This window comes from Chromobacterium sphagni (assembly GCF_001855575.1).
GTDB classification, from domain to species: Bacteria; Pseudomonadota; Gammaproteobacteria; order Burkholderiales; family Chromobacteriaceae; genus Chromobacterium; species Chromobacterium sphagni.
The window spans coordinates 1602957-1629743 of record NZ_MKCS01000001.1 but is presented as its reverse complement, the minus strand read 5'-3'; the positions used below and the strand labels follow the sequence as shown (position 1 = coordinate 1629743).

The following is a 26787-nucleotide window of genomic DNA, read 5'->3' as shown; positions in this document are numbered from 1 at the left end:
CGGGTTCAAGTAGCTTCGATTTCATCCAGCAACTGTTGCAACGCGGCCAACAAAGGGCCGACGAATTCCTGCTGGATGGCACGGAACGCGGCGCGGCGATAGACCAGATCCAGCTGCATCCGGCCATTGACGGTGGGCGTGTAAAGAATGAAATCGTAAGGCGGCACCAAACAACCGAAGCCGACGAACTGCAAGGTGGGGTGCCGATCCGATCCGAAGCTGGAAAAGTCCTCCTCGATCCGCCCTGGATTGGAATAACAAGCATTGGTGCCCTGGCAGACGTTGAGCATGGCGCGGGCGATGCCATGCAGCGGTCGTCGGCGCAAGGCCAGCAGCAGCGACTCCAGCCGCCCCAGCTCGGTACTCAGTTGCCTATCGCTGCGCGCCGTGCCTATGGCCTGGTGCACCGAACGGATCAACTCTCGACCGCTCTGGCCCAGGCGGATGCGAATCTTGCTCGGCACCAGATAGTTGCGGAAGCTGAGATCGTAGCGGCGGTCGATCAGCCGGCGCAGGCTGATCGCGCAGGTAATGCGCAATACGCCCTGACTACGGCCGCTGGCGCGTTCCAGATGGCGCGCCAGCGCCGCGCACAACAGGGTGTTGACGGTGACGCCGGTACCGCGCGCCACCGTCGTCAGGCGATCGGATAACGCTTCCGGCAACAGGCTGTGGAAGAAGTCCAGCTCGCCGATGCCCGTTTGCTTGGCGCCATCCTCCCAGCGCGGCCCGCGCAATGGCACCCGCAGGCCGATATCGCGCTGCAACAGATCCGCCGCCACGCTGCGGAAACCGCGCAGCCAGCGCAACGTCCGCTCCAGCGGGCGATACCAGTCAGGCCGGATCTCGGTCAGCATGGCGTACGGCAGCCGCTCAATGGGCGGCGGCGCCGACGCCGCGCCGCTCAGATAGGCGTAATGATCGATGATCAACCGGAACAGCAGGCTGTCGCTGCGGGCGTCGGCCACACCGTGGTGCGTGTTCAGGTAGACGCAACTGCTGGAACGGTCGGCCGCGGTGATCAGCAACAGCTGCACCGGGGGCCGGCCTCGCCAGTCCAACCGGTTGTCGAAGCTGAAGTCCATCAGCAATCGGCGGAAAGCGGCATCGCCGAAATCGCAGACGCCGGCATGCTCGAAATGACGGACTAAAGGCAGCTCGGCGCTGAAGGCGTCGGCTTCGATACCGGGCCGGCCGGCCAGCGGCCGGGCGCGCAACAAGGGCACCTTGGCCACCGCCTGGCGGACGCTACGTTCCAGCAGAGCGGCGTCCAGGCAGCCGGCGACGATGAGAATCTGGTTGGTGTTGACATTGGCCAGTTCGCCCAGGTGAACGAAGGCCTCGGACAAGGCGTCAAGCGGCCGTGCCTCCGCAAGCGGTTCGCGGACAGGCAGCGTGGCAGTTTGGAAGGTCACGGCGGCTCTCCTCAGTGCGCTTCCGCCACGGCGGTTTGCTCATCGGCCATCGAGCCATGGGCATACCAGTGGCACATTGCATGCAGCTCTTCCAACGACAGCGGCGCCAAAGACTGGCTGCGCTGGGTGGCGGCATCCAGCTTGCTGCGATCGAACTGCCATTCCTGGTTGGCAAACGGACGATTAGGCTCCACCGCGCGATCGAATTTCTGGTCCAGCACCGACGACGGCGTGCCCAGCGCGGCGCGCACTCCGGCCACCTCGCCCCACATCCGCACCAGGTCTTCCATCCGTTCCGAACGGCCTCCGGCGCAATGGAATACCTCGAAATCGCGGCCCGGCTGCTGGCGCAGCGTCAACGAGCAGGCGTCGGCCGCCAATTGATCGATGGAGATCAGGTCGGGGCGGCTGTCCGCCACCAAATCCACGGCCAGTTCCTTGTGGCCGGCCTGGGCAATGGCCACCATGGCGTTGAGGAACATGTAGAAACCGAAACCGTTGCGCAGCGCCCAGCCGGTGCGGCGGTGCCCCACCACCACGCTGGGACGGAACAGGGTGACCGGCAAGCCGTGGCGCTGGAACAGCAGATGCAGCGACTGTTCGGCGCTCCACTTGGTCACCTGATAGGTATTGGCCATATGGCTGCGCGCGTGCAGCTCTTCCGGCACCAAGCCGCCGGCCATGCCGGCCACATAGGCGGTGGACACATAATAGAAACGGCGACAGGCGGGGGCGTGGCGGCAGACCGTCTCGTACAGCCGGCCGGTATTGCCGACGTTGGTCGCGAACGACTGCGACAGTTTGTGGGAGGAGTAGCTCATCTCCGCCGCCACATGCCATACCTCGGTGACGCCACTCAGCTCGGTCCCGCCCAGTTCTTTATCCAGTGTGGCGAAATCGACATTGACGACATCCAGATGGCTTTCCAGCGCGCCATGGATGTCCAGGCCGCACCCCTGGGCCGCAGCCACCACCGCATTGATGGTTCGCATGCCGTCGGGGTCGTTGCGCGACAAGGCGACCACGCGGGCGCCCCGCGCCAGAAAATTGGCCGCCAGAGCGCCGCCGACAAAGCCGGTAGCGCCGGTAATCAGGATCTGATGCACTTTCTGCTCCTATTGGATGGTGTCCGCCGCCGGAGCCCCATTGCGGGGCTCCGGTCCGGATGGATCAGAGTTCGATGATGTGTTCGTCCACTTTCACGCCGACGTGGCGGCCCGGCTCGGTGCCGAAGCCCAGCACCCGGTCGCCGGCCTTGAGCTCGGTGACGTTGCGCGGCTTGGCCTCGTCGGAGAACACCCGCACGTGCCAATCGTCCTGCATGATGATGTTGACCTTGCGGTTCTCCGGGAACGTAGCCTCGATCAGCAGCAATGGACGGATTTCGGTCTTGGTGCGGCCGACGAAGATCTGGCGGGTCTCGCCGCGAGCGTTGACCGTGGTCAGCGAGCTGCCGGCCCGCAATTCGCTGATGTAGCTGGTGCGGTCATTGGCCTGGAACACGTAGCTATGCACTGAAGCGGCGTTGATGCGGAACGGACGCAGCTCCATATAAGGCAGGTGGAACACTTCGGGACAGCACAGCAGGCCGCCGGTAGAAGTGGAGCCGACCAGGATGCCCTCATCCGGATTGAACATGTGGGTGGTGTCGATGCAGGCTCGGTAACCCAGGCCCAAGTGGGTAATGCGTTCGATCACGCCAACCTGGATGTCGATGCTCGGCGTGGCCTGGGCATCGATCTTGTGAGCGAAGCGGTCGAACTGCTCCATATCGGTGAAAGCCACCAGCACGCCGTCGCTGCCCAGCTCCAACACGCCCAGCGCGATCACCGCGTCGTCCACATCCTGATTCACTTCCTTGAGCAGCACGGTATTGGTCTTGTGCAGCTCTGCGATCACCAGTTCCAGCGGGATATTGGTCGGATCCTTGAATGACACCATCAGGAAGTCATAGTGCATGCCGTCATGGAAAGAGGCGTGCAAGGAGGCGGCGTTGTCGACATGGGCGCGCCAGCTGGTGCGGAAGCCCGCGCTGCGCGCAGTGGCCAGCAAGGCCGGCTGGCTGCTGGAGATGACCGAAACCTGGATCAGGTCTTTGCCTCCGGCCGGAGAGATCAGCGTCGACAGTTCGGCCCATTGCTCGGCCGACTCGATATGCAGCACGCGCTGCAAGCGCGGCGATACCGCTTGGCTCAGCTCTTTCAGATTGTCGGCGTACAGCACGATGCCGTTGTAACGACCCTGGCCCAGGCGCTGGGTGATGGCGCGGCGATTGTCTTCGCCCAGTTTGGCCAGCACCTTGGAGTCGTACCACAGCTCATTGCCTTCGTTGCTGCGTACCTCGGTGGTGAACGGCGACAGCGCGGCGTTGCTCGGCGGAACCGGATCGCGCGGCGTGGTGGGATTGCGCTTGTCGGCTTGCTTATCGCTGGATACCGCCTTTTCATTGGTGGCGGTTTTCTCTGCGCTCGCGCCTGGACGCTTGTTGAGGGTTTGTTCCATGGTGGGGTTCCAAGTGGTTTAGAAACAGTGGTTGCTAGAAATCAGGAAACTCACAGCCAGACCCGGGCCGGCAACGCGGCCGGCATCGGGAGAATCGGAAAATGGAGCGGCGCGACCGCGCGGAGATTGGCCGGGCTCAGGGCTACCGACAGCACTACCGCTTCGTCGATGCCGAAACGGGTCCGCGCGCCGCACACCTCGGCCTCCACATCCAACTGGTGCAGCATGCGCTGCACGGTTGGCGTGGTGACCATCACAAATCGGTGGATGTCATGCCGCCCGGCAAAGCCGCACAGGTGATGCAGGGCGGCGCGGATATGTTCCAGGCGGTCGGCATGCTGCCGGCATGGCCCGCAGGGATCCACGGCAAAGCGGGACACCTCCCAGGTATGGCGGTCGGCCGGCACCGCCCTGCCGGCCAGCAGGGCGGGAAACACATCGCGCAGCATGTTCGGCCCCAGCGTGGGCAGCAGCCGCATACAGCCTTGCAGGCCGCCGTCGCGGCGCTTCATCAGCAGGTAGTGGGGATCAAGCTCATCGTAGCCGTCCCGCTCCATGCCATTTTCGACGCGGACATCCCACCCCATCCGGTCGCGGAAGATCCGGGCGCGCAGCCGCAGCATGTTCTCCAGGTCGATGACCGGCAATTGCGCCTGCTGGGCAATCTGAAAATCCAGTACTGGCAAATCCATTTGACACGTCGCTTTCCAAAGCTCACTCAAGGGATGGATCCAGACAGCCGCCTAAGCTGGGCCGGCTGTCACGCCTGAAAATTCCATGTTGCTTTTCATGTGCTTGAAACGCGGCTGACCGCACGTTTCCGCTTGGTCTGCATCCTAAGGATCGGGTTGGCGCGGCGTAACCTAGCAGAACTGTTAGGACCGCCTGGAAACGCGCACGAGAGGGCTTGCCGCGGCATCGTCCGGCAAACGGCGGAGCTAGCGGCATAAAGCGGCAAGAAGCTTGCGGCAACAGCTTTTGGCGGCTATCGCCGCGAGCCGGAACGGCGCGGCGATAGCCGGCTACCGGAAGGGAGTCAACGAAAAACCACTTGAGAAATAGCAAGGCGGAACCGCATGAACTGGCCCATAGATCAGTGTGGCATCGCCACAAGAAGGCATGGCCGCCAGGCGCACCGGACCTCGCTCAGCCGCAATCAGGAAGAAGTTGCCGGTTGCCAACGCGGGAGGTTTGCGCGCTCAGGCATATTTCTGCACGCACCGCGGCAGATTCGCCGACGATTCAGGCCATACCGGCCCAAATGGAAATATCGGCCGGCGCATCCTGCGCGATGCGGCCCGGCGCCAGTTGGCGTGCGTGGCCTTCCGCTTGGCGCAGCCAGCGTCCGCGTCGCAACAAATCGGCCCCGCTCCCGAGAAGCGTGGCTATCGGAATCAACGAGGCCTGGTGCGTGGACTGGCCGCGGCAGAATGCCCAACACCTTGCGGCGCTACGATAGCAAGATACCGACGTCCCACTCTGCCCTGAAGTGGAAAACACCAGCTGAACTCGCCTGCCAGAGCGCTAAACTCAACCGAGTTCATCACGCTCTGAGAGCCAAGACTCGCCGCCAATTGAGAGACCTAAATTTAGCGCCCCACCCCAATTAATTTATTCTCAGCCGCTCCATCCGGTAACGCAGCGAACGGAAAGTGACGCCCAACCGCTTGGCGGCCTGGGTGCGGTTGTAATGGGTAGCGTCCAATGCCTTGACGATGGCTTCGCGCTCCGCCCGGTCCAGATAGTCTTGCAGCGGCTCGGCGCCGCATGGCTCCGGGCTGTGCTCGCGGCTGGGAGTCAGCTGCAGATCATCCCGGCTCAGCGCGGGGCCGGCGGCCAGCGCCACCGCGCGTTCCAGGATGTTTTCCAGTTCGCGGAAATTGCCGGGATAGCCATAGTCCTGCAAAGCCTGGCGGGCGTCGGCCGACAGCTGCGGCGTGGCGCCCTCGCCGGCGTAGCGCTGCAACAGCTGCTGCGCGAAGCGGGGAATGTCCTCGCGCAGCTCGCGCAGCGCAGGCATGCGCAGCGGCAGCACGTTCAGGCGGTAGTACAGGTCCTGGCGGAAGCTGCCGGCCTCCACCCGCGCGGCCAAGTCCTGGTGGGTGGCGCAGATGATGCGCACGTCCACCGCCTCTTCCTGGCTGCCGCCCAGCTTGCGCACGGTCTTTTCCTGAATGGCGCGCAGCAGCTTCACCTGCATCGCCAGCGGCAGGTCTGCCACCTCATCCAGAAACAGCGTGCCGCCCAGCGCCTGCTGAAAGAAGCCGTCATGGTCGGCGTCGGCGCCGGTGAAAGCGCCTTTCTTGTAGCCGAAGAACTCGCTCTCCATCAGATTGTCGGGAATCGCGCCGCAGTTGACGGCGACGAAGGGCCGCTCGGCGCGCGAACCCTGTTCATGGATCAGCCGCGCCGCCTGCTCCTTGCCGGTGCCGGACTCGCCGCGGATGTAGACCGCCGCCTGGCTGCGCGACAACTTCTCGATCAGCCGCAGCACCTCCTGGATGGCCGGCGAATCGCCCACCAGCCGCTGCTGCGGCGTGGGTTTGCCGCTGTCGACTCTCAGGACGGTTTTGACCAGACTGCGCAATTGCGCCAGGCTCACCGGCTTTTGCAGGTAGTCGAAAGCGCCGGCTTTCATCGCCCGCACCGCGTTGTCGGTGCTGCCGTAGGCGGTGATCACCGCGATGGGCACGTCCAGCGCCTGCTCGCCGATATGGCGCACCACCTCCAGCCCCTCGCCGTCGGGCAGGCGCATGTCGGTCAGGGCCAGATCGAACGGGCCGGCGGCAAGCACGCCCTTCGCCTCGGCCACGCTGCCGGCGCAGACCGGCTGCAACCCCATCTTCAACAGGGTCAGCTCCAGCAGCTCGCGGATGTCCGGCTCGTCGTCCACTACCAGTACGCGCATCGGTGTCTTAGTCATAGGCCAGGTGACAGGTCAGCCGGAACACGCCGCCGGGCGGGCTGTAGTCCAGCCGCGCGTCGTTGGCCTCGGCCAGTTCGCGCGCGATGTACAGACCCAGGCCGCTGCCGGCGCTTTCCGTGGTGAAAAAAGGTTCGAACAGCCGCGACTGCTCGGCTTCGGCCACGCCCGGACCGTCGTCGATCACCCGCAGAATAAGATAGTCCTCGGCCACGCTGGCCTGCAACTGCACCGCGCCCGGGCGGCGGCTGCTGTGGCGCCAGGCATTGGCCAGCAGATTGCCCAGCACTTGGGACAGGTGGCCGCGGTCGAAGCGCAGCTTGCAGCCGTCTGGCAGCCGGCAAGCGACGACTCCCGCGGCAGCAGGCTGCGCCATCGTGAAATGTTCCAGCAGCTCGGCCATAAACGGCGACAGCGCGATGGATTCGCGCTTGACCCGGTCGCTCCGGCCCAGGGTGAGCACATCCTCCACCATGCCGTTGATGCGGCGGGTGTTGTCCTGGACGATGCGCATCAGCCGCCGCCGCGCCGGATCTGCCTCGTCCTCGGCCAGCAGATCGGCGGCGTGGCTGATGGCGGACAGCGGATTGCGGATTTCGTGGGCAATATTGGCGCTGAGCCGGCCCAGCGCGGCCAGCTTCACCCGCTTGGCCTCCTCCGCCATGTCGGCCATGTCGCGCATGAACAGCACCACGCCGCGCAATTCGCCCTCCGGGACCGGCACCGGCACCAGCCGCCCCACCAGCTGGCGGCCGCGCACGCTGTGTTCGACGAAGGTGGACAGCGCCGGATAGCCGTTCAGCTGCCAGCGCCGCACCAGCGGCAACAGCTCCGCCAGCAGCTGGCCGCGCTGCAGGCCACTGAAATAACGCGCCGCCTGCAGGTTGAACTGGCGCAGATGGCCCTCCTCGTCCAGCACCACAACCGCGTCGCGCTGGCTTTGCAGGATCAGTTCGTTCAGGTGGTTGAGGTTGGCGATTTCGCCGCCGCGCTGCGCGGCCAGCGCCTCCGATGCGCGCGCCATCCGCCCCAGCTGCCAGGTGGCGATGGAGGTGACGAAACAGGCGGCGGCCAGCAGCGCGCTGTAGGACAGGTCGGCGGTATGGGACAGACCCAGCTCGTGCTCCATGCCGGCGTAGCCGAACAGCATCAGCGTGGCGATGGCGGCGTAGAACAAGGCGTAGCGGCCGGTGGACAACAGGCCGGCGGCGGCGAGATAGGGCAGCAGCAGCAGACCGAAGCCGCCGCGGATGCCTTCGTTCATCGCCATCAGCAGCACCATCATCGCGATGTCGGCGGCGATCGCCAGCGTCAGCTGCAGGGTGTGGCCCAGCCGGCCTTCGCGCAGCAGAAACCACATAGCGATCAGCAGCAGGTAGACGCCGGACCACAGATAGAAGTGCCTGCCGCCCTCGATCAGCGACAGGCCGTCGCTGCTGGGCAGCAGCGACATCAACAACAGGACCAGCAGCAACAGGGCGCGGAAGCCGTTGACGAACAACAGCGCGGCGCGGGGGGTGAGGGCCTGCGGCTGACCGGTCCGGATCATCACATCGGCAACTCGCTGATGGCGCTGACCAGCCATTTCTTCGGCATCAGCTTGCCCTTCTTGCCGCGCTTGCCGACAAACTCCTCCAGCGCCAGCTTCTCGTCGGCCACCTTGCCGCGCACCGAGGTGGTGGACAGCAGCGCCCTGCTGCCGGCCACCAGGCCTATCGCCGTCATCGCCGCGCCCTCGTCCAGCGCCATCAGCATCAAACCGCGGCCCTTGGACAGCTCTTTGAGCTCGCTGGCGGGGAAGGCCAGCAGACGGCCGCTGTCGGCAGCGGCCACCAATTGCAGCGCCTCCAGTCCGGAGCCCTGCGGCGCCGGCACCGGGGCCAGCACCTTCTCGCCCGCATCCAGCGTGATGAAAGCCTTGCCGGCCTTCACCCGGCCGGCCATGTCGCCGATCTTGGCGATGAAGCCGTAGCCGCCCGAGCCGGCGACGATGAAGCGCGCCGCATCGGGGCCGGAGATCAGCTGCGCCGGCTTGGCGCCGTCCTGCAGGTCCACCAGCGAGGCCACCGGCACGCCGTCGCCGCGGCCGGTCGGCACCGTGGCCGGATCGATGGTGTAGGCGCGGCCGTTGTGGTCCAGCACGATGGCCGACCACACGGTGCGGGCCTCCACCGCCGCCGCCAGGGCGTCGCCGTCCTTGAACGCCAACGTGGACAGGTCGAGATTGTGGCCGACGCGGGCGCGGATCCAGCCTTTTTGCGACAGGATCAGCGTCACCGGCTCGTCGGCGGTGGTCTGGGTCAGCACCGCGCGCTCGGCGGCCTTGATCTCGCTGCGGCGCTTGTCGCCATACTTGGCGATGTCCGCCTGGATTTCGCCGCGGATCAGCTTGGTCAGCGCGTCCGGGGAGTCCAGCACGTGGCGCAGGCCTTCGCGCTCCTCGCGCAGTTCGGACAGCTCCTTTTCCAGCTTGAAGCCTTCCAGCCGCGCCAATTGGCGCAGGCGGATTTCCAGGATGTCCTCGGCCTGGATTTCGGTGAGTCCAAACGCTTTGACCAGGTCGGGTTTCGGCTCGTCCGACTCGCGGATCACGCGAATCACCTCATCGATATGGATGAAGGCGATCATCCGCCCTTCCAGGATGTGGATGCGTTTGTCCACTTGCGACAAACGGTGCGCCAGGCGGCGGGTGACGGTGCTGCGGCGGAAGTCTATCCACTCGGACAGGATGGCCTTCAGCCCCTTCTGCGCCGGGCGGCCGTCCAGGCCTATCATCACCATGTTCAGCGAGGCGTTGCCTTCCAGGCTGGTCTGCGCCAGCAGGATGTTCATGAACTCATCCGGGTCCTGGCGGCTGGACTTGGGTTCGAACACCAGCCGCACCGGGCTGGCACTGTCGGACTCGTCGCGCACGCGGTCCAGCAGCGACAGCATCAGGCTTTTCAGATTGGCCTGATCCTGGGTCAGCGCCTTCTTGCCGGCCTTGACCTTGGGATTGGTGGCCTCCTCGATCTCCGCCAGCACCTTCTGCGCGCTGGAGCCTGGCGGCAGCTCGGACACCACGATGCGCCACTGGCCGCGCGCCAGCCGGTCTATCTCCCACTTGGCGCGCACCCGCACGCTGCCGCGGCCGTTTTCATAGGCGGACAGGATGTCGGCGGCCGGGGTGATGATCTGCCCGCCGCCGGGGAAGTCCGGACCCGGCACGTATTGCATCAGCGCGGCGGTGTCCAGTTCGGGGTTGTCCAACAGCGCCACACAGGCACCGGCCACCTCGGTGAGGTTGTGCGGCGGGATTTCCGTCGCCAGGCCGACCGCGATGCCGGAGGCGCCGTTGAGCAGCACCATCGGCAGGCGCGCCGGCAGCAGCGCCGGCTCTTCAAACGCGCCGTCGTAGTTGGGTACGAAATCCACCGTGCCCATGTCTATCTCGGACAGCAACAAGTCGGCGATCGGCGTCAGCCTCGCCTCGGTGTAGCGCATCGCCGCCGCGCCGTCGCCGTCGCGGCTGCCGAAGTTGCCCTGGCCGTCGATCAGCGGGTAGCGCAAGGTGAAGTCCTGCGCCATCCGCACCAGCGCCTCGTAGGCCGAGCTGTCGCCGTGCGGGTGGTATTTACCCAGGATTTCGCCGACCACCCGCGCCGACTTCACCGGCTTGGCGCCGTGCACCAGGCCCATGTCGCGCATCGCGTACAGGATGCGTCGCTGCACCGGCTTCTGGCCGTCGGCCACCTCCGGCAGCGCGCGGCCCTTGACCACGCTCATCGCGTACTCGAGGTAGGCGCGCTCGGCGTACAGGTCGAGCGGAATCCAGTCGCCGCTGGCGGTTTCCGGCGCGGCGGGAGGCGGCGGCGGCGGGTCGCCGGCGGGGCCGGGCGGGGCGAAGAGGTCGTTGCTGTTCATATTATTGATGCTAGTGTCTTGATCTGGATTTGGGTACGCGATCGGTCAGGGTGGTATAGCATCTCAAACGGTGCCGGGATGCCGACGACGACCGGTACGGGAAATGGAGGAATTCTACTATGGCAAACAGAATAGCGTGGCATTGCCACGGATTTGACGGCTTTACCCCGCTGGCGCTGTACCAAGTTCTGCAACTGCGCGACCGGGTGTTCGTGCTGGAACAGCAGTCCATCTACGGCGACATCGACGGCGTGGACACCCACTGCCTGCATCTGTCGGGCCGCGACGAGGCCGGCCAGCTGCTGGCCTACGCCCGCCTGATCGCCCCCGGCGAAAAATACCCGGACGCCGCCGCCGTCGGCCGGGTGGTGGTGGAACCCGCCGCACGCGGCCAGGGCCTGGGCAAGGCGCTGCTGGCGCAGGCGGTGGCGCAGTGCCAGGCGCACTTCCCCGGCCGCGCCATCATGCTGTCGGCGCAGTGCGACGCCAGCGCGATGTACGCCGCCTTCGGCTTCCTGCCGGTGTCCGAGCCTTACGACGACGGCGGGATTTTGCATTTGGATATGCGGCGGAATAGTTAAGGCAAAAATGAAAACAGCCGCCAGAGCGGCGGCTGTCTTTGTTAGCGTGGCTATCAGAATTTGTAGTTGACGTTCAGGTAGTAGGTGCGCCCCCACAGATCGGTATCACTGCCGGAGAAGGTGCCGGGAGTCGAACTGTTGATAAAGTATGGCGGAGTCCGATTCCCGATATTCTTCACGCCACCGCCGATCTTCAGCTTCTTTAGCGGAGAGATGGTGAAGTCCAGGTCTAGCGCGGTATAGCTCGGGATGCGGCCCGGCTTGCCTTGCAAGGTGCTGGTCTTGGAAATCGCCTGTTCCAGATTCTTGTAACCGGCATAGCTGCGCGCGGTCATGCCCACCGAGTATTTGTCATAGCTGTATTCGGCGGTGAACACATTCTTCCAACGCGGCTGAATCGCATAATCCAGCTCTTCCAACCAGGGATCGCCCGACAACTTGTGGTCTTTGAAGCTCAACAGACGGCTGTGCTGGTTTTCCAGCTTGAGCTTGCCATAGCCACCCAGCGACCAGTCGTAACGCAGATCGAAATCTAGTCCAGAGGTGCTCAGGCCGCCAGCATTCTGATACGGCGTGTTGACATAGTCTATGTCGCCCAGCACGCCGGAGCCGGCCGGCTTGCGAACAATCGCGCCGGGATATTTGGCCGGATTGGTGACTACGTCCTCAAGGTCAACCGCGTTGATGACATTTTTCTGGTTGATCCGGTAGAAGTCCACCGAGGCGAACAGATCCTTCACCGGTTGCAGCACCACGCCCAGGCTGAAGCTGTCATTGGTTTCCGGTTGCAGGTTCGGATTGCCGCCGCTGACGATCTTGGTGCTGTTGGATGGGCACTTATTGGCCGGGATACCCTGCTGGGCGCACTGGTCGTAGTCCTTTACCGAACCGTAGGCGGTGCGGGTCAGGTTCAGCTGGGTGAACGACGGAGCCTTGAAGCCGGACGTCGCGGAACCGCGGAACATGACTTCCTTGATCGGCCGGTACGAGAAGGCGACCTTAGGATTGATGGTGTTGCCAAAGTCGCTGTAATGGTCGCCACGCAAGGCCAACTGCACTTCCAGGTTTTTGGCCAGCGGCAAGTTGAATTCACCATAGGCCGCGAAGATGCTGTGGCTGGCATCCAGGTAGCTCTGCGGCGCGGAATTCATCACTAGGCCTTGCTGGCTGTTGAGATCCGGCGTACTCACCAGCGTCTCACGCCACCACTGGATGCCGGTGGCGAAACCGGCCGCACCGCCCGGCAGATTGAACAATTCGCTCTTCGACGCCTTCAGCTCCAGCGCCTGCAGGCTGGTCGAGGCCTTATTGACGTCCAGCGCCTGGTACGGCGCCAGGCTGGAGGCCGGGTTGCCGTGAATGAACGGATTGTAAGTCGGGCCGCTCGGATTGCCGGTGCCCAGCGAATCCTCCAACGAGGTCAGGTAGTCCTGATTATTGTTAGTGACATTGTTTCCGCTGAAATTTACGGAGGCGTCAAAGTCCCAGTCCTTCAGCGACGTGGAGTAGCCGAACACGGCATGATAGGTATTGCTGGTGGCCTCCCGATCTCGGCCCCAGCCTTCGTTCAGGCCACGGTAAATGGTGATATTGTCCTTGCCGGGCGTGAAGCCAGGGTTTTGCGCTTTCAAAGCGGCGATGAGGCTCGGATCAGTCGGATAAGCGGCGTCGCCCGGAGCAAGCGTGATCCCATTGAGGAAGTTATTGCCGCCTTGCAGATAGGTCTTGGTCTGGTTGAAACCCAGTTCCGCATAAAGTTGGCTGTCCGCGTCCAGCTTTTTCGTCAACACGGACAACAGGCCGTAGCGGGAGGTGCGTGGTGATACCTGAGCATCCTGCCGGTCGTAGTCAATCGGACAGATGGTTTGCCCGCTTGCCTTGGTTACCAACGGCAAAGGACAATAGGGCATCGCGGTATACTGCGACTTGGGGCTGGTGCGCCAGCCGCCCCAGGTACTCAGATAACGGTTGTCGTCACCGCCAAACCGGCGGAAATCTCGACTCTTGATCGCATCGTGCTTGCTGTAGAACACTGGCTCGCGATGATACGCGTCGAACGAAAACAACGCGTTGTAGCCATCCTTGTTCAGATCGCCGGTGCCCGCCGATACGCCGACGGCCTGCTCCGCGCCGTCTCCAGCGGAAGTCTGGCCATAGCGGGCGTAGGTGTCCACGCCTTGATAGTTGCGTTTGGTCTTGAAATTGATCACGCCGGCAACCGCATCGGAACCGTAGATCGCGGAGGCGCCATCGCGCAGGATCTCTACTGACTCGATGACGGATAAGGGTAGCGTGTTCAGATCGGTGAAGGAGTCGGTGCCGCTTTCCAGCTGGGCATAGCTGGCCAGGCGACGGCCATTCAGCAGAATCAGCGTGTACTTGGCGTCCATGCCGCGCATGCTGGCATGGGCAGCGCCGGGCACGAAGCTGGTGCTGCTGGTGCCGGCGGTAACGCTGGAAATGGAAGTCAGAGTATCCAGCAGTTGGGCGACGGTAGACGCTCCAGTTTTGGCGATGTCCTCTTTTTTCAGAATCTCAACCGGCAACGCGCCTTGCGTGTTGATACGTTTGATATTGGAGCCAGTGATGGTCACCCGCTCCAGTTGACTGTCGCTGCTATCCGCGGCATGGGCAAAGCCGCTCCCCAACAGGCCGATGGCGGCTATCGCCTGGGCCAAAATCTTGACTCTCATCATTTTCCCTTTGTTCATCACGGTGTTCGCGCTGCGTTGGCGCAAATCTGTGCCACCACTGTCACATGCGTGAAACATGCGACTCGCGATGAAAATGGCATTAATCATCGGGCATGGCAAATGCTTCGCCACCTCATGCCACGCCAGCCGAACGAAAGGCGAAATCAGAAAGTTTGTTAAAACTTTGATTGAAATTGTGTTTTTTTGTTAATGCCGGTGACGAAATGATTTTTTGTTCTTGTCTCAACAAAACAACATCTCGCGGCGCAGACGATATGCGCCAGCGCTTGCCCACCCGGATCAGGCGCCGCCGCCATGCCGTCCGGGCACGCTCCGCGGGACGCCGCCGCCCACTTAGGCTAAAATGGCCTGTTTTCGTCTGCGGCACTTTCCGCCCATGCATCTGCTTGCCTTCGGACTCAACCACCACACGGCTCCGCTGTCGATACGGGAAAAGCTGGCGTTTCCAGCCGAAACCCTGCCTCGGGCGCTGGACAGTCTGGTGGCCTCGCGGGCCGCGCGCGAGGCGGCCATCGTCTCCACCTGCAACCGCACCGAGATCTACTGCTGCAGTCCGGACCCGCACGCCGCGCTGTCCTGGCTGTGCCAGTTCCACGGCCTGAGCCTGGCCGAGGTTGAGCCCTACCTGTACCGGATGGAAGCGTCCAACGCCGCCCGCCACGCTTTTCGCGTGGCCTCCGGCCTGGATTCGATGGTGCTGGGCGAAACCCAGATCCTGGGCCAGTTGAAGGACGCGGTGCGCAGCGCGGAAAACGCCGGCACGCTGGGCAGCATGCTCAACGGCCTGTTCCAACGCACTTTCGCGGTGGCCAAGGAGGTGCGCTCCAACACCGCGGTGGGTTCGAGTTCGGTGTCGATGTCCGCCGCCGCGGTAAAGCTGGCCGAGCAGATCTTTCCATCGATAGCCGAGCTGAACGTGCTGTTCGTCGGCGCCGGCGAGATGATAGAGCTGGTGGCCACCCACTTCGCGGCGCGCAACCCGTCCTGTATCACCGTGGCCAACCGCACACTGGAACGCGGCCAACGGCTGGCCGAGCAGTTCGGCGGCAATGCCATCACACTGTCGGAACTGCCGGACGCCCTGGCGCGCTACGACGTGGTGGTCACCTCCACCGCCAGCCAGCTGCCGATGATAGGCAAGGGCATGGTGGAGCGGGCGATCAAGCAGCGCCGCCACCGGCCGATCTTCATGCTGGACCTGGCGGTGCCGCGCGACATCGAACTGGAAGTGGCGCAGCTGGACGACGTGTTCTTGTACAGCGTCGACGACATCGCCGGCATCGTCGAAGTGGGCAAGGAAGCGCGGCAGAGCGCCGCGGCGGAGGCGGAAACCATCATCCAGGCGCGGGTGGCGGAATTTTCCGACTGGCTGAAGAAGCGCGAGACCGTGCCCTTGATCCGCGCGCTGCGCGACGAGGCCGACCGCGCCCGCCGCCACGCGCTGGAGGCGGCGATGAAACAACTGGCGCGTGGCGACGCGCCGGAAAAAGTCCTGGAAGCGCTGTCGCTCCAGCTCACCAACAAATTGATGCACCCGCCCACCCAGGCCCTGTCCTCGGGCAGCGGCGCGGAGCACGACGCGCAGGTGCAGACCATCGCGCGGCTTTACCGTTTACATCCGGAGTCGTAATGAAAGCGTCTATTGCAGCCAGGCTGTCGCAACTGGCTGACCGCCTGGAGGAGGTGACCCACCTTCTGGCCAGCGAAACGGCCACCCAGAACATGGAGGCCTTCAGAAAACTCACCCGCGAGCACGCCGAGCTGACGCCGGTGGTGGAGACCTTTGCCGCCTACCGCCAATGCGAAGGCGACATCGCCGCCGCCGAGGACATGCTGGCCGATCCGGAAATGAAGGAGTTCGCCCAGGCGGAAATCCTGGATGGCAAGCGCAAGCTGGAACAGCTGGAGCTGGAGCTGCAGAAGCTGCTGCTGCCCAAGGACCCCAACGACGACAAGAATATCTTCCTGGAAATCCGCGCCGGCACCGGCGGCGACGAGGCCGCGCTGTTCGCCGCCGACCTCTTGCGCATGTACACACGCTACGCCGAACGCAACCGCTGGCAGGTGGAGATCGTCTCCGCCAGCGAATCCGACCTTGGCGGCTACAAGGAAGCGATCGTGCGGCTGGTGGGCCAGGGGGCCTATTCGCGGCTGAAGTTCGAATCCGGCGGCCACCGCGTGCAGCGGGTGCCGGCCACCGAGACCCAAGGCCGCATCCACACCTCCGCCTGCACGGTGGCGGTGATGGCCGAGGCCGACGAAATCGCCGAAGTGGTGCTGAACCCGGCCGACCTGCGCATCGATACCTTCCGCGCGTCCGGCGCCGGCGGCCAGCACATCAATAAAACCGATTCGGCGGTGCGCATCACCCACCTGCCCACCGGCATCGTCGCCGAATGCCAGGACGGCCGCTCGCAGCACGCCAACAAGGCCAGCGCGATGCAGGTGCTGGCGGCGCGCATCTACGACATCCAGCTGCGCGAGAAGAACCAGAAGGAGGCGGCCGAGCGCAAGGGGCTCATCGGCTCCGGCGACCGCTCGGAACGCATCCGCACCTACAACTATCCGCAGGGCCGCATCACCGACCACCGCATCAATCTGACGCTGTACAAGCTGGACCAGATGATGGACGGCGACATCGCCGAGCTGACCGACGCGCTGGTGGCCGAGCAGCAGGCCGAACTGCTGGCGGCGCTGGGCGACTAGGCGAGATTGCCCCATGCCGTCGGCGGCGCTAAAATCCGCTATAGAAAAAACAGGCCGCAACCGCAGCCTGTGCCTGTCCCGCCTGCCCGACCGGATGGGCGTTTTTCTCCGAGCGTGGGGCCGCCTAGCGCGGCCTTTTCTTTTGCCGGCTACATGCCTGGAATATAGGCGACCAGCGCCTTGATGTCGTCCGCGCTCATGGTCTTGACGATTTCCTGCATTTCCGCCGCCGCCGGCCGCTGCGACACGTCGAACACCTGCAACTGGCTTAGCAGATAGGCCGAGTGCTGGCCCGCCAGCCGCGGCGCCGTCGCGTTGCCCTCGCCGCGGTCGCCGTGGCAAGAGAAGCAAGGCGGCGTGCCCACCGCCAGATTGCCCTCCATGAACAGCTTGCGCCCCGCCGCCAGCAGCTTGGCGTCGGCGCCCGCCGCCGGATTGGCCGCCGGCTGCTGCGCGGCGAAATAAGCGGCCAGGCCCTTGACGGCCGCGGCGTCCAGCTTGCCCAGCGCGGCCTGGTGCGCGCCCTTGTCGTCGCGCTTGCGCTCGCGGAACAGCTCAAGCTGCTGCTCCATAAACGCCGCCTGCTGGCCCGCCAGCCGCGGAAACCGCGGCGACGCGCTGTTGCCGTCCGCGCCATGACAGCTGGCGCACAACTGGACAGCCTGCGGCGCCGCCAGCGCGGACGCCATCGCCATCCATCCCAGAAAAATCAGTCGGCCCGTTTTCACCCGGTAAGCTCCATCGTTGATGACGGGTGAATTATATGCGGCAGACCCGCCGATTTCCCACGTCCTTGGAACGGGATCCGCGCCGTCAGCGGCGGGAAAGCACGCGCCGACTCCCGACGACAAAGCGCTTCCAGCGCGTTCCTCACTTCTTGGGGCAATACAACCGGTGCAGCGCGGTCAACAGCGCCAGCGCCTTGACGTCCGCCACCGAATAGAAAATGCGCTTGCCGTCGCGCCGAGTCGCCACCAGGCCCTCGCCGCGCAACACGCCCAGCTGTTGCGACAAGGTCGGCTGGCGGATGCCCACCACCTGCTCCAGCTCGCTCACCGACTGCTCTCCCCGGCTGAGCTGGCACAGCAGCAGCAGCCGGTCCTCGTTGGCTAGCGCCCGCAGCAGGCCGCATGCCTGATCCGCGGCGGCGCGCATATCAGCGATGGCGATGACTGGGACATCCATGGGAAAACTCGCTTTGCAAATAGTGGCTTGCATTCAATATATCAATTGATATTATATCATTCAACATATCTTAAAACGCTGCGGCCACGGCGGCCTAGCCGCTGGCGGCACGCTGTGGGACAATCGCGCACAGCCGGGCGTTTGCCCGGCTATGCTTTTTGAACCACCCGCCGGATTGTCCACCGCCATGTCTGCAAGCCCGCTGCGCGTGCTGTCGCTCATCCCGCCGATGACGCAGCTGAATACGCCCTACCCATCCACCGCCTATCTCACCGGCTTCCTGCGCTCGCGCAGCGTGCCGGCCGCTCAGGAAGACCTGGCGCTGGCGCTGGTGCTCAAGCTGTTTTCGCGCGCCGGCATGCAAACCCTGCGCGAACACGTGCGCAAGGTGCCGTTGCGCCAGCGCTCGGCCGCGTTGCAACAGTTCGACGCCGAATTCGACCGCTACCAAGCGACGATAGACGGCGCCATCGCCTTCCTGCAGGGCCGCGACGCCACGCTGTCCTACCGCATCGCCGGCCGCAACTACCTGCCGGAAGGCCCGCGCTTCGCCGCTCTGGACGTGTACGTGGACCCGGACGATCCGGAAGGCGGCGACCCGCTGGCCTGGGCCTTCGGCGCGCTGGGCAGCCAGGACCGCGCCCGCCATCTGGCCACGCTGTACCTGAACGACATCGCCGACGTGCTGCGCGACGCGGTGGACCCGCGCTTCGAATTCGTCCGCTACGCCGAATCGCTGGCGCTGTCGCAGCCCAGCTTCGAGCCGCTGGCCCGGGCGCTGGCCGCCGCGCCCAACTGGGTGGACGACACGCTGGACGCGCTGGTGCAGGCCGCGGTGGCAAAACACCAGCCGCAGCTGGTGCTGATCTCGGTGCCCTTCCCCGGCGCGGTGTACGCCGCCTTCCGCATCGCCCAGGCCATCAAGCGCCGCCATCCCGAGATCAAGACCTGCCTGGGCGGCGGCTACGTCAACACCGAACTCAGGGAACTGGCCGAGCCGCGGGTGTTCGACTACTTCGACTTCGTGACGCTGGATGACGGCGAGCGCCCGCTGCTGGCGCTGCTGGAACATTTGCAGGGCAAGCGCGGACCCAGCCGGCTGGTGCGCACCTTCCTGCGCCAGGAAGACGGCTCGGTCCGCTACGTCAATATGCAGGAAGCCGACGTGCCGTTTTCCGAGGTGGGCACCCCCACCTGGGACGGCCTGCCGATAGACCGCTACCTGTCCTTGCTGGACATGCTCAATCCGATGCACCGGCTATGGAGCGACGGCCGCTGGAACAAGCTCACCGTCGCCCACGGCTGCTACTGGAAGAAATGCAGCTTCTGCGACGTGACGCTGGACTACATCTCGCGCTACGAGACGGCGTCGGCCGAGGTGCTGGTGGACCGCATCGAGGCCATCATCGCCGAGACCGGCCAGACCGGCTTCCACTTCGTCGACGAGGCGGCGCCGCCCAAGATGCTGAAGGCGCTGGCCGAAGAGCTGCTGCGGCGCAATCTGTCCATCTCCTGGTGGGGCAATATCCGCTTCGAGAAGTCGTTCACGCCGGAACTGGCGCAGCTGTTGGCCGAATCCGGCTGCATCGCCATTTCCGGCGGGCTGGAAGTGGCGTCGGACCGGCTCTTGAAGCTGATGAAGAAAGGCGTGTCGGTGGAGCAGGTGGCGCGCGTCACCTACGGCTTCGCCGAAGCCGGCATCCTGGTGCACGCCTACCTGATGTACGGCTTCCCCACCCAGACGGTGCAGGACACGGTGGACGCGCTGGAATACGTGCGCCAGCTGTTCGACAGCGGCTGCATCCAGTCCGGCTTCTTCCACCGCTTCGCCTGCACCGTGCACTCGCCGGTGGGCAAGAACCCGGAAGAATACGGCGTCAAGCTGGTGCCGCTGCCGGAAGGCAACTTCGGCAAGAACGATGTCGGCTTCATCGACCCCACCGGCACCGATCACGACGCTATGGGCCGCGCGCTCAACAAGGCGCTGTACAACTACATGCACGGCATCGGCCTGGACAGCGACGTGCGCGCCTGGTTCGACCAGCGGGTGCCCAGGCCCCAGGTACCGCGCCAGTTCATCGCGCGCGCGCTGCGCGGCTAGCGCGCGGGGCCTCCCCAGCGCGCGCCGCCCGTGCCACAATGGCGGATTGCGTTTTCGCCACGAGCACGGCCATGTCCTTGAAATACCATGTGATCCCGGTCACCCCGTTTGCCCAGAACTGCAGCGTGCTGTGGTGCAGCGTCAGCCGCCAGGCGGCCGTCATCGACGCCGGCGGCGACATCGAACGCATACGCGCCTGGGTCGATAGCCAGGGCCTGACGGTGCAGAAGCTGCTGCTCACCCACGGCCATATCGACCATGCCGGCGGCGCCGCCAGGCTGGCCGAACAACTGGGGGTGAAGATAGAAGGCCCCGAACGCAGCGAAAGTTTCTGGCTGGACCAGTTGCCCACCCAGGGCAAGATGTTCGGCTTCCCGCGCAGCGAGCCGCTGACCCCCGACCGCTGGCTGGAGGAAGGCGACACGGTGACCGTGGGCGAGGAAACGCTGCAGGTGATCCACTGCCCGGGCCACACCCCGGGCCACGTGGTGTTCTACAGCGCGGCGGCCGGCCTGCTGGTGGCCGGCGACGTGCTGTTCCAGGGCTCGATAGGCCGCACCGATTTCCCGATGGGCAACCACCAGCAACTGGTGGACGCCATCCAGCAGAAGCTGTTCATGCTGCCGGACGCCACCACCGTGCTGCCCGGCCACGGCCCGCTCACCACCATAGGCGCGGAAAAACGCGGCAATCCCTACGTCGCCAACCCGCGCTACCGCTGATGCCGCCCGAATTCGCCCGCCGCGTGCTGGCGCTGCTGGCCGAGCTGCCGCCGGGCCGCGTCACCACCTATGGGCAGCTGGCCGAACGCGCCGGCTATCCGCGCCACTCCCGCCATGTCGGCCACCTGCTGAGCCACTTGCCGGCAGGCCTGGCCGCGCCCTGGCACCGGGTGCTGGGCGCCGGCGGCCGGCTGTCGCGCCCCGGCAGCCACCACGCCGACTGGCAGCGCCTGCTGCTGGAGGAAGAGGGCGTGGAATTCAATGCCAGCGGCAAGATTGACCTGCGCCGTTACGGCTGGCCCGACTCCGGCGTTTGACCTGCCGCAAGCCGGAAACGCCCGGTTGCTCAGATACTTATCTTCACGTAGAGATATTTCCATGTGGCATTTTTCCACCACAATGTAACGTCAACGTCATTTTGCTACAAAAATGCAATGATTCTTTGCAGAAAAGCGACAGGCACGTGACAAATTGTTTGCATAAGGCCATTTCTGAGTCTAATCTGCGCGCGCTCGCCGACAGCTTGTCGGACGGTTACTACATGAAAAATAGTCTGGTGAAACAATGAAAACTCGCAAGTCGCTGCTGGCCCTGTCTCTGTTGGCCACCTCCGCGCTGGCTCATGCCGGCGGTGAATACTCTTTCGCAAACGTCAGCGCCAACTGGCTGGACTGGTCGGATCGCACTACCGAACAAAGCGGCAAGCGCGATTTCGGCTACCTGGAAGCCGAAGGTGGCCTGGGCGCCAAATGGGGCGAGCTGTATGGCTTCTTCGACCTGGAAAACCCGGGCAAGGGCAACAACGGCACCGGCACCAAAGACCGTCGCTACACCACGAAGGTGATTGGCCGTTACAACCTGACCGACATCGGTGGCGTGCCGGTACAGCTGTACGCTCACGTCTACGACACCCGCGGCAATGAATTCTTCACCCAGAACCGCGTTCTGGGTCTGGGCACCGATCTGAGCTTCGGCGCACTGAGCATCAAGCCGTTCTTCGGCGTGCACAACGAGATGGATTCTGGTCAACCCGGCTCGGCTTCGGGCTTCAACGGTTTCATGACCGGTTACGTGATGCTGTATCCGTTCCAGGCTTTCGGCCAGAACCTGATGCTGACCCAATGGCACGAAACCGAACTGGACCGCCAGGACAAGTTCATCGGCATTTACAAGAGCGGCGGCCAGCCGCGCGTAGGCCAGAACGGTGCCGTCGCGCTGTGGTGGACCCCGACCAAGGAAGTGACCACCGGCATCCAGTACCGCTACGCCGATCAGAAGCTGGGCAGCACCGCCTATCAGAACGCTGTGATCTACTCGATCAAGTACAACATCAAGTAATTGATGGACTGCCTCGCCCGCCTTGCGCGGGCAGGACGGCGGAGCCGCTCCGCCGCTTGAACGCCCCCGCCCGCGCGGGGGCTTTTGTTTTGCCAGCTCAGCCGCCGCGGCTTTCCACCCGGTTGCGGCCCTCTTCCTTGGCGCGGTACAGCATTTCGTCGGCCTGCTGCACCAGGCTGATGGAATCCTCCGCGGTCTGCAGCGAGCTGATGCCGACGCTGAAGGTCTGGCGGAACGAACGGTTTTCCGCCTGCTGCTCCAGCTGGCTGAAGTCCTGGCGCAGGCTGTCCATGATTTGGTGCGCGCGCATGATCGGCATGCCGCCCAGCACGATGGCGAACTCCTCGCCGCCATAGCGTCCCACCAGATCGGTGCGGCGCAACCTCTCCTTCAGAAAGCGCGCCAGGTTAAGCAGCACCTGGTCGCCGGCCTGGTGGCCGTAGGTGTCGTTGATCCTCTTGAAATAATCGAGGTCCAGCATCGCCAGCGACAGCGGCAGCGAATCGCGCCGCGCGCGCAGGATGCCGCTGTCCATCTGGCCATGCAGGTGGGAATGGTTGAGCAGGCCGGTCAGGCTGTCGTTGGCGATGTAGGAACGCAGCTTGCGGTAGCGCCGCGCGCGGTTGATCACCGTCACCACCAGTTCCTCCGGCGCCACCGGCTTGGTCAGGAAGCCGTCTATGCCCAGCGTCAGCGCGTCCAGCTGCACCACCTGGCGCTTCTCCACCGACAGGAACACGATGGGAATGCCATCCAGCAGCCGCTGCTGGCGGATCACCTTGGCCAGCTCGATGCCATTGCACTGCGGCATGTACATGTCCATCAGGATCAGATCGGGGCTGAGCTGCTCGATCCGCTCCGGCACCTTCTCCGGATTGGTCTCGCTGGTGGCCTCCACGCCGTGCGCGGCCAGCACCTGGGTGTACAAGCCGGCCAGCGACGCCATGTCCTCGACGATCAGCACCCGCAGCGGATCGCGCCGTTCGCTGATGTCGCCGAACCTGAGCAGATCCACCAGCTGGTTGGCCTGCAGCGGCCAGTCGAGAAGGCCGCAGGCCCCAAGCCGCGTCGCGGCCAGCCGTACCGGAAAATCGCGCCGCGGCGAGGTGAGCACCAGCGGACAGGTGCTGCTGACAGCCGGCGCCAGCTGGATGATGGGATCGTTGTCGGCGAATTCGCTGAACGCCACTACCGCCACCGGCGTCGCCTCCTGCAGCGCCCTGGCCAGCTTGGCCGCCTGCGACAGCAGGGTGACCTCGAAGCCGAAACAGGCCAGCTGCCTTTGCAGCGGACCGGCGTCGATGCCGACCGGCAGCCACAGATAGAGACGGGCGTTATCGTTGTCCGGGGCAGCCAGCGCGTCCCGGCCAGGGTCCGTTTGCCGCTCCATCAGCCCTAGCTGGCTGACCACTCCCAGATGGTGGCGCAGCAAGCCGTAGAGTTCTTGTTCCGACGGCACCGCCTGCTGCTGCAGCCACTGCTGCAGCAAGCTGGCCAGCGCGCGCGTCTCGACGGCGATGTCGCCCAGTCCAACCGAGCACACCAGGTCCTCCAGTCGCATCACCAGCGACAGCAGGTGCGCGGCCAGCGGACGCTCCCAGCGCGACACCAGCATGTAGCCGATGCGGTCGATTTCCCGCGCCAGATGGGTACGTTGACCGGGATGGATGGGCACAGCCTGTTTCATGACGTGGAGTTCCGTTTTCTGGCGGATCCGCCCGCCTCCACTGCAAGTTTATGGCGCCGGCCCGGCAGGCTAACTGCTATAATCCGCCCTTGAATTCAACGGCCTGGCATGTTTTGATGAACGTTTTTTACGAAGAGAGCGGCAGTTTCAAGGTTGGCAGCATTGTCTCGCGCAGCGATGCCAGCCTGCAGGTTGACACCCAGCACGGCAAGCGCGCCAAGCTCAAAAGCGCCAACGTGTTTCTGGAGTTTAGCTCCCCCTTGGCCGATTTTCTGCCCGCGGTAGACAATCTGGCTGAAGATATCGATCTGGACTTCCTATGGGAATGCAGTCCGGACGACGAGTTCGCCTATCAGGAGCTGGCCGCCGACTATTTCGGCCACGCGCCGTCCGCCGCGGAGGCCGCCGCGCTGATCAGCCGCCTGCATGGCGCGCCGATGTACTTCTACAAAAAAGGCAAGGGCCGTTACAAGAAGGCGCCGCAGGAAGCGCTGCAGGCCGCGCTGGCCGGCGTGGAGCGCAAGAAGCGCGAACAGGAGCAGATCGACGGCTGGGTGGGCGAATTGAAGGCCGGCGCGCTGCCGGAAGCCATCCGCTCGCAGCTGATGACGCTGCTGTGGCGGCCGGACAAGAACACGCTGGAATACAAGGCTTTCGACCAGGCTGCGCGCGAGCTGAACCTGGCGCCGCTGCGCCTGGCGGAAAAAGTGGGCGGCATTCCGTCAGTGCCGGCCTACCTGATGGCCGGCTTCCTGATGGAGTACTTCCCCAAGGGCGCCGGCTTCGGCAAATACGCGCCGCCGGAAGCCCTGCCCGAACTGCCGCTGGCCGAGGTGCAGGCCTTCTCCATCGACGACGCCAACACCACCGAGATCGACGACGCGCTGTCGCTGACGCCGCTGGCCAACGGCAACACCCGCGTCGGCATTCACATCGCCGCGCCGACGCTGGGCGTGCCGGTGGATTCCGACATCGAAAAGATGGTGCTGTCGCGGCTGTCCACCGCCTATTTCCCCGGCGACAAGATCACCATGCTGCCCGACGACGTGGTGGCGGCCTTCACGCTGCAGGAAGGCCGCGCCTGCCCGGCGTTCTCGCTGTACGCCGAGGTGACGCCGGCATTCGAGCCGGTAGCCTTCGAAAACCGCATCGAACTGGTGCCCATCGCCGCCAACCTGCGGCACGCGCAGCTGGAACGGGTGTTCAATGAGGAAACGCTGGCCAACGACCCAGGCACCGACTACCCGTTCAAGCGCGAGCTGACCTGGCTGTGGCAGTTCGCCGAGGCGCTGGAGAAGCGCCGCGGCAAATACGACCCCACCCGTCCGGCGCAGCACGACTACAACATCGACGTCGCCGACGGCAAGGTGTCCATCACCATCCGCAAGCGCGGCGCGCCGATGGACAAGCTGGTATCCGAGCTGATGATCCTGGCCAACAGCGAGTGGGGCCGGATGCTGGCCGAGGCCGACATCCCGGCGATGTACCGCGCCCAGAGCATGGGCAAAGTGCGGATGACCACCCGTCCCGAGCCGCACATCGGCCTGGGCGTGGCGCAATATGCCTGGAGCACCTCGCCGCTGCGCCGCGCCAGCGACTTCGTCAATCAGCGCCAGCTGGCGGCGATGATACGCGGCGAAAAGCCGCTGTACGAGCAGGGCAACGCCATGCTGTTCGCCATCCTGCGCGACTTCGACGCCACCTACGGCGCCTACCTGTCGTTCCAGGACAAGATGGAGCACTACTGGTGCCTGAAATATCTGGTGCAGGAAGGCATCAACGAGCCGACCGCCACCATCATCAAGGAAGACCTGGTGCGCATCGACGGCCTGCCGCTGCGACTGCGCATTCCCGGCCTGCCGGAGCTGAACCGCGGCGACCGCGTGCAACTGGCGCTGGTGCGGGTGGACGAGCTGATGCAGGAAGTGGAGTTGCGCTACACCGGCCGGCTGGAGCAGGTGGCAGAGGCCAAGGAAGACGGCGAGGCCTGACCCGCCCGCCAAACCCGCCAGCCGCCGCGCCCTTCGCAAGGCGCGGCGGTTTTTTCTTGTCCGCGTTCCGCGCGGCGTCCTTCTGCGCGCGGATGCCGGATTGCGCCGCCATGCCGGCTCCTGGCGCGCGGGCAGCGGCCCAACCCCACACACCCGCGCTCAGAACATGTCGTCCACCTGGATGCAGGCCTGCTGCAGCGGCTCCATCGCACCCTCCACCCGCGCTCGGTCCAGCCCCAGCCGCTCCAGCACCCGCTCCGGCAGGCTGACCAGCATGTCGGTCACGCTCATCTCGTTGCGGAAGCCCGACACCAGGAACGTGGCCAGGCCGATCAGCAGCGCGTACGGCGAAGCGTCCTCGTTCAGCAGGTCGTGCTGGTTGTAGATCGCCTCCTGGATCTCATCGGGGAAATTCCAGCGCCGCGCCAGCTCCGCCCCCAACTCGGTCAGGTCCATGCCCAGCAGCATGCGCTCGGTGCTGATGCGTTCGGCGCCTCCGGCGACGATCTTGTCGATCTGCTGCGCCTGCTCCGGCACCGCCACGTACAACACCAGCTCGCCGATATTCGCCAGCAGGCCGCAGGTATAGCCCAGCTGCGCGTCCCTTCCGGCCAGCTTGGCCAGTAGCTTGGCGGTGTTGGCCATGGCGAAGCAGCGCGCCCAGAACGCTTTCATGTCGAAACCGTGGATGCCCTGCGTGGCGCCGGTCACGCCGGACGCGATCACCAACACCCGCAGATTATCGAAACCCAGCAACACCACCGCGTCGTCCAGCGAACCCACCTTGCGGCTGCTGCCGAAACGCGCGCTGTTGGCCAGCCGCAATACCCGCGCAGTCAGCACCTGGTCATGTCCGACCTTATCCGTGATCTCGTCGATCGCGACATCGTTGCGATGGAAACTGGCCACCAACTCCTGCACCACCTTGGGCACCATAGGCAGCTTGCCCGACGCTTTCTCGAAGATCTCGGCTACTTGCATAACGCGCTCTCCCGCTCTGGCATTGGAGGTTTGAGCTT

General features: G+C 64.7%; 21 protein-coding genes. 8 read left to right on the top strand and 13 right to left on the bottom strand.

What is annotated here, in order from left to right; all coding sequences use genetic code 11:
• Positions 1–5: 5 nt before the first annotated feature.
• From BI347_RS07770 to parC, 7 genes are all read right to left on the bottom strand, one after another.
• On the bottom strand, positions 6–1415 hold the full coding sequence (locus tag BI347_RS07770; protein ID WP_071115648.1) for a hypothetical protein: 1410 nt from the start codon (positions 1413–1415) through the stop codon (positions 6–8).
• 11 nt (positions 1416–1426) lie between these two features.
• Positions 1427–2521, bottom strand: coding sequence for an SDR family oxidoreductase (locus tag BI347_RS07765; protein ID WP_071111831.1), 1095 nt, complete (start codon positions 2519–2521; stop codon positions 1427–1429).
• 64 nt (positions 2522–2585) lie between these two features.
• Positions 2586–3917, bottom strand: a complete 1332-nt coding sequence (locus BI347_RS07760; RefSeq protein ID WP_083338753.1) for a 3-dehydroquinate synthase II domain-containing protein — start codon at positions 3915–3917, stop codon at positions 2586–2588.
• Between the two features lie 50 nt (positions 3918–3967).
• Positions 3968–4639 (bottom strand): acyl-homoserine-lactone synthase, encoded by a 672-nt coding sequence (locus BI347_RS07755; protein ID WP_204378015.1) that lies wholly within the window; start codon positions 4637–4639, stop codon positions 3968–3970.
• An 884-nt stretch (positions 4640–5523) separates the two neighbouring features.
• Positions 5524–6840 carry a sigma-54-dependent transcriptional regulator gene (locus BI347_RS07750; RefSeq protein WP_071111829.1) on the bottom strand — a complete coding sequence of 439 codons (1317 nt, stop codon included), beginning with the start codon at positions 6838–6840 and terminating at the stop codon, positions 5524–5526.
• Positions 6833–8389, bottom strand: coding sequence for a two-component system sensor histidine kinase NtrB (locus BI347_RS07745; RefSeq protein ID WP_071111828.1), 1557 nt, complete (start codon positions 8387–8389; stop codon positions 6833–6835). Before BI347_RS07745 ends, BI347_RS07750 begins: the two co-directional genes overlap by 8 nt.
• The gene (gene parC, locus BI347_RS07740; protein WP_071111827.1) at positions 8389–10743 is read right to left on the bottom strand and encodes a DNA topoisomerase IV subunit A; all 2355 of its coding nucleotides are present in this window, start codon (positions 10741–10743) and stop codon (positions 8389–8391) included. The genes BI347_RS07745 and parC overlap by 1 nt, the downstream gene beginning before the upstream one ends.
• 119 nt (positions 10744–10862) lie before the next feature.
• Here parC and BI347_RS07735 point away from each other — a divergent pair, with 119 nt between their 5' ends.
• Positions 10863–11324, top strand: coding sequence for a GNAT family N-acetyltransferase (locus BI347_RS07735; protein WP_071111826.1), 462 nt, complete (start codon positions 10863–10865; stop codon positions 11322–11324).
• A 53-nt stretch (positions 11325–11377) separates the two neighbouring features.
• On the opposite strand, the gene BI347_RS07730 is transcribed toward BI347_RS07735, so the two are convergent.
• Positions 11378–14017, bottom strand: coding sequence for a TonB-dependent receptor plug domain-containing protein (locus BI347_RS07730; protein WP_158020752.1), 2640 nt, complete (start codon positions 14015–14017; stop codon positions 11378–11380).
• A gap of 133 nt (positions 14018–14150) precedes the next feature.
• The gene (locus tag BI347_RS23495; RefSeq protein WP_139167191.1) at positions 14151–14444 is read right to left on the bottom strand and encodes a hypothetical protein; all 294 of its coding nucleotides are present in this window, start codon (positions 14442–14444) and stop codon (positions 14151–14153) included.
• On the opposite strand from BI347_RS23495, the gene hemA reads away from it, so the two are divergent.
• Both hemA and prfA read left to right on the top strand, forming a co-directional pair.
• On the top strand, positions 14415–15668 hold the full coding sequence (gene hemA / locus BI347_RS07725) for a glutamyl-tRNA reductase (RefSeq protein WP_071116365.1): 1254 nt from the start codon (positions 14415–14417) through the stop codon (positions 15666–15668). The genes BI347_RS23495 and hemA overlap by 30 nt on opposite strands.
• Positions 15668–16744: a peptide chain release factor 1 gene (gene prfA, locus BI347_RS07720; protein WP_071111824.1), complete on the top strand. Its 1077-nt coding sequence runs from the start codon at positions 15668–15670 to the stop codon at positions 16742–16744. The genes hemA and prfA overlap by 1 nt, the downstream gene beginning before the upstream one ends.
• Positions 16745–16893: 149 nt before the next feature.
• Here the strand turns inward: prfA and BI347_RS07715 are convergent, their stop codons facing one another.
• Together BI347_RS07715 and BI347_RS07710 are read right to left on the bottom strand one after the other, a co-directional pair.
• Entirely contained in the window at positions 16894–17472 is a 579-nt protein-coding gene (locus BI347_RS07715; RefSeq protein WP_139166888.1) for a c-type cytochrome, read from the bottom strand.
• Positions 17473–17614: 142 nt separating this feature from the next.
• Entirely contained in the window at positions 17615–17929 is a 315-nt protein-coding gene (locus BI347_RS07710) for an ArsR/SmtB family transcription factor (RefSeq protein ID WP_071115646.1), read from the bottom strand.
• A 187-nt stretch (positions 17930–18116) separates the two neighbouring features.
• Between BI347_RS07710 and BI347_RS07705 the strand changes: the two genes are divergently transcribed.
• The 4 genes from BI347_RS07705 to BI347_RS07690 all read left to right on the top strand — a co-directional run bounded on the left by BI347_RS07705 (position 18117) and on the right by BI347_RS07690 (position 22090).
• On the top strand, positions 18117–20030 hold the full coding sequence (locus tag BI347_RS07705) for a B12-binding domain-containing radical SAM protein (protein ID WP_071116363.1): 1914 nt from the start codon (positions 18117–18119) through the stop codon (positions 20028–20030).
• A 71-nt stretch (positions 20031–20101) separates the two neighbouring features.
• Positions 20102–20752: an MBL fold metallo-hydrolase gene (locus BI347_RS07700; RefSeq protein WP_071111822.1), complete on the top strand. Its 651-nt coding sequence runs from the start codon at positions 20102–20104 to the stop codon at positions 20750–20752.
• The gene (locus tag BI347_RS07695) at positions 20752–21069 is read left to right on the top strand and encodes an MGMT family protein (protein ID WP_071115645.1); all 318 of its coding nucleotides are present in this window, start codon (positions 20752–20754) and stop codon (positions 21067–21069) included. The genes BI347_RS07700 and BI347_RS07695 overlap by 1 nt, the downstream gene beginning before the upstream one ends.
• A 247-nt stretch (positions 21070–21316) precedes the next feature.
• Positions 21317–22090, top strand: coding sequence for an outer membrane protein OmpK (locus BI347_RS07690; RefSeq protein ID WP_071111820.1), 774 nt, complete (start codon positions 21317–21319; stop codon positions 22088–22090).
• 97 nt (positions 22091–22187) lie between these two features.
• Here BI347_RS07690 and BI347_RS07685 read toward each other — a convergent pair whose 3' ends face one another.
• Positions 22188–23777, bottom strand: a complete 1590-nt coding sequence (locus BI347_RS07685; protein ID WP_239690844.1) for a GGDEF domain-containing protein — start codon at positions 23775–23777, stop codon at positions 22188–22190.
• 116 nt (positions 23778–23893) lie between these two features.
• On the opposite strand from BI347_RS07685, the gene BI347_RS07680 reads away from it, so the two are divergent.
• Positions 23894–25768 carry a ribonuclease catalytic domain-containing protein gene (locus BI347_RS07680; RefSeq protein ID WP_071115644.1) on the top strand — a complete coding sequence of 625 codons (1875 nt, stop codon included), beginning with the start codon at positions 23894–23896 and terminating at the stop codon, positions 25766–25768.
• Positions 25769–25927: 159 nt separating this feature from the next.
• On the opposite strand, the gene BI347_RS07675 is transcribed toward BI347_RS07680, so the two are convergent.
• Positions 25928–26749 (bottom strand): HDOD domain-containing protein, encoded by an 822-nt coding sequence (locus BI347_RS07675; protein WP_071111818.1) that lies wholly within the window; start codon positions 26747–26749, stop codon positions 25928–25930.
• Between the last annotated feature and the right edge of the window lie 38 nt (positions 26750–26787).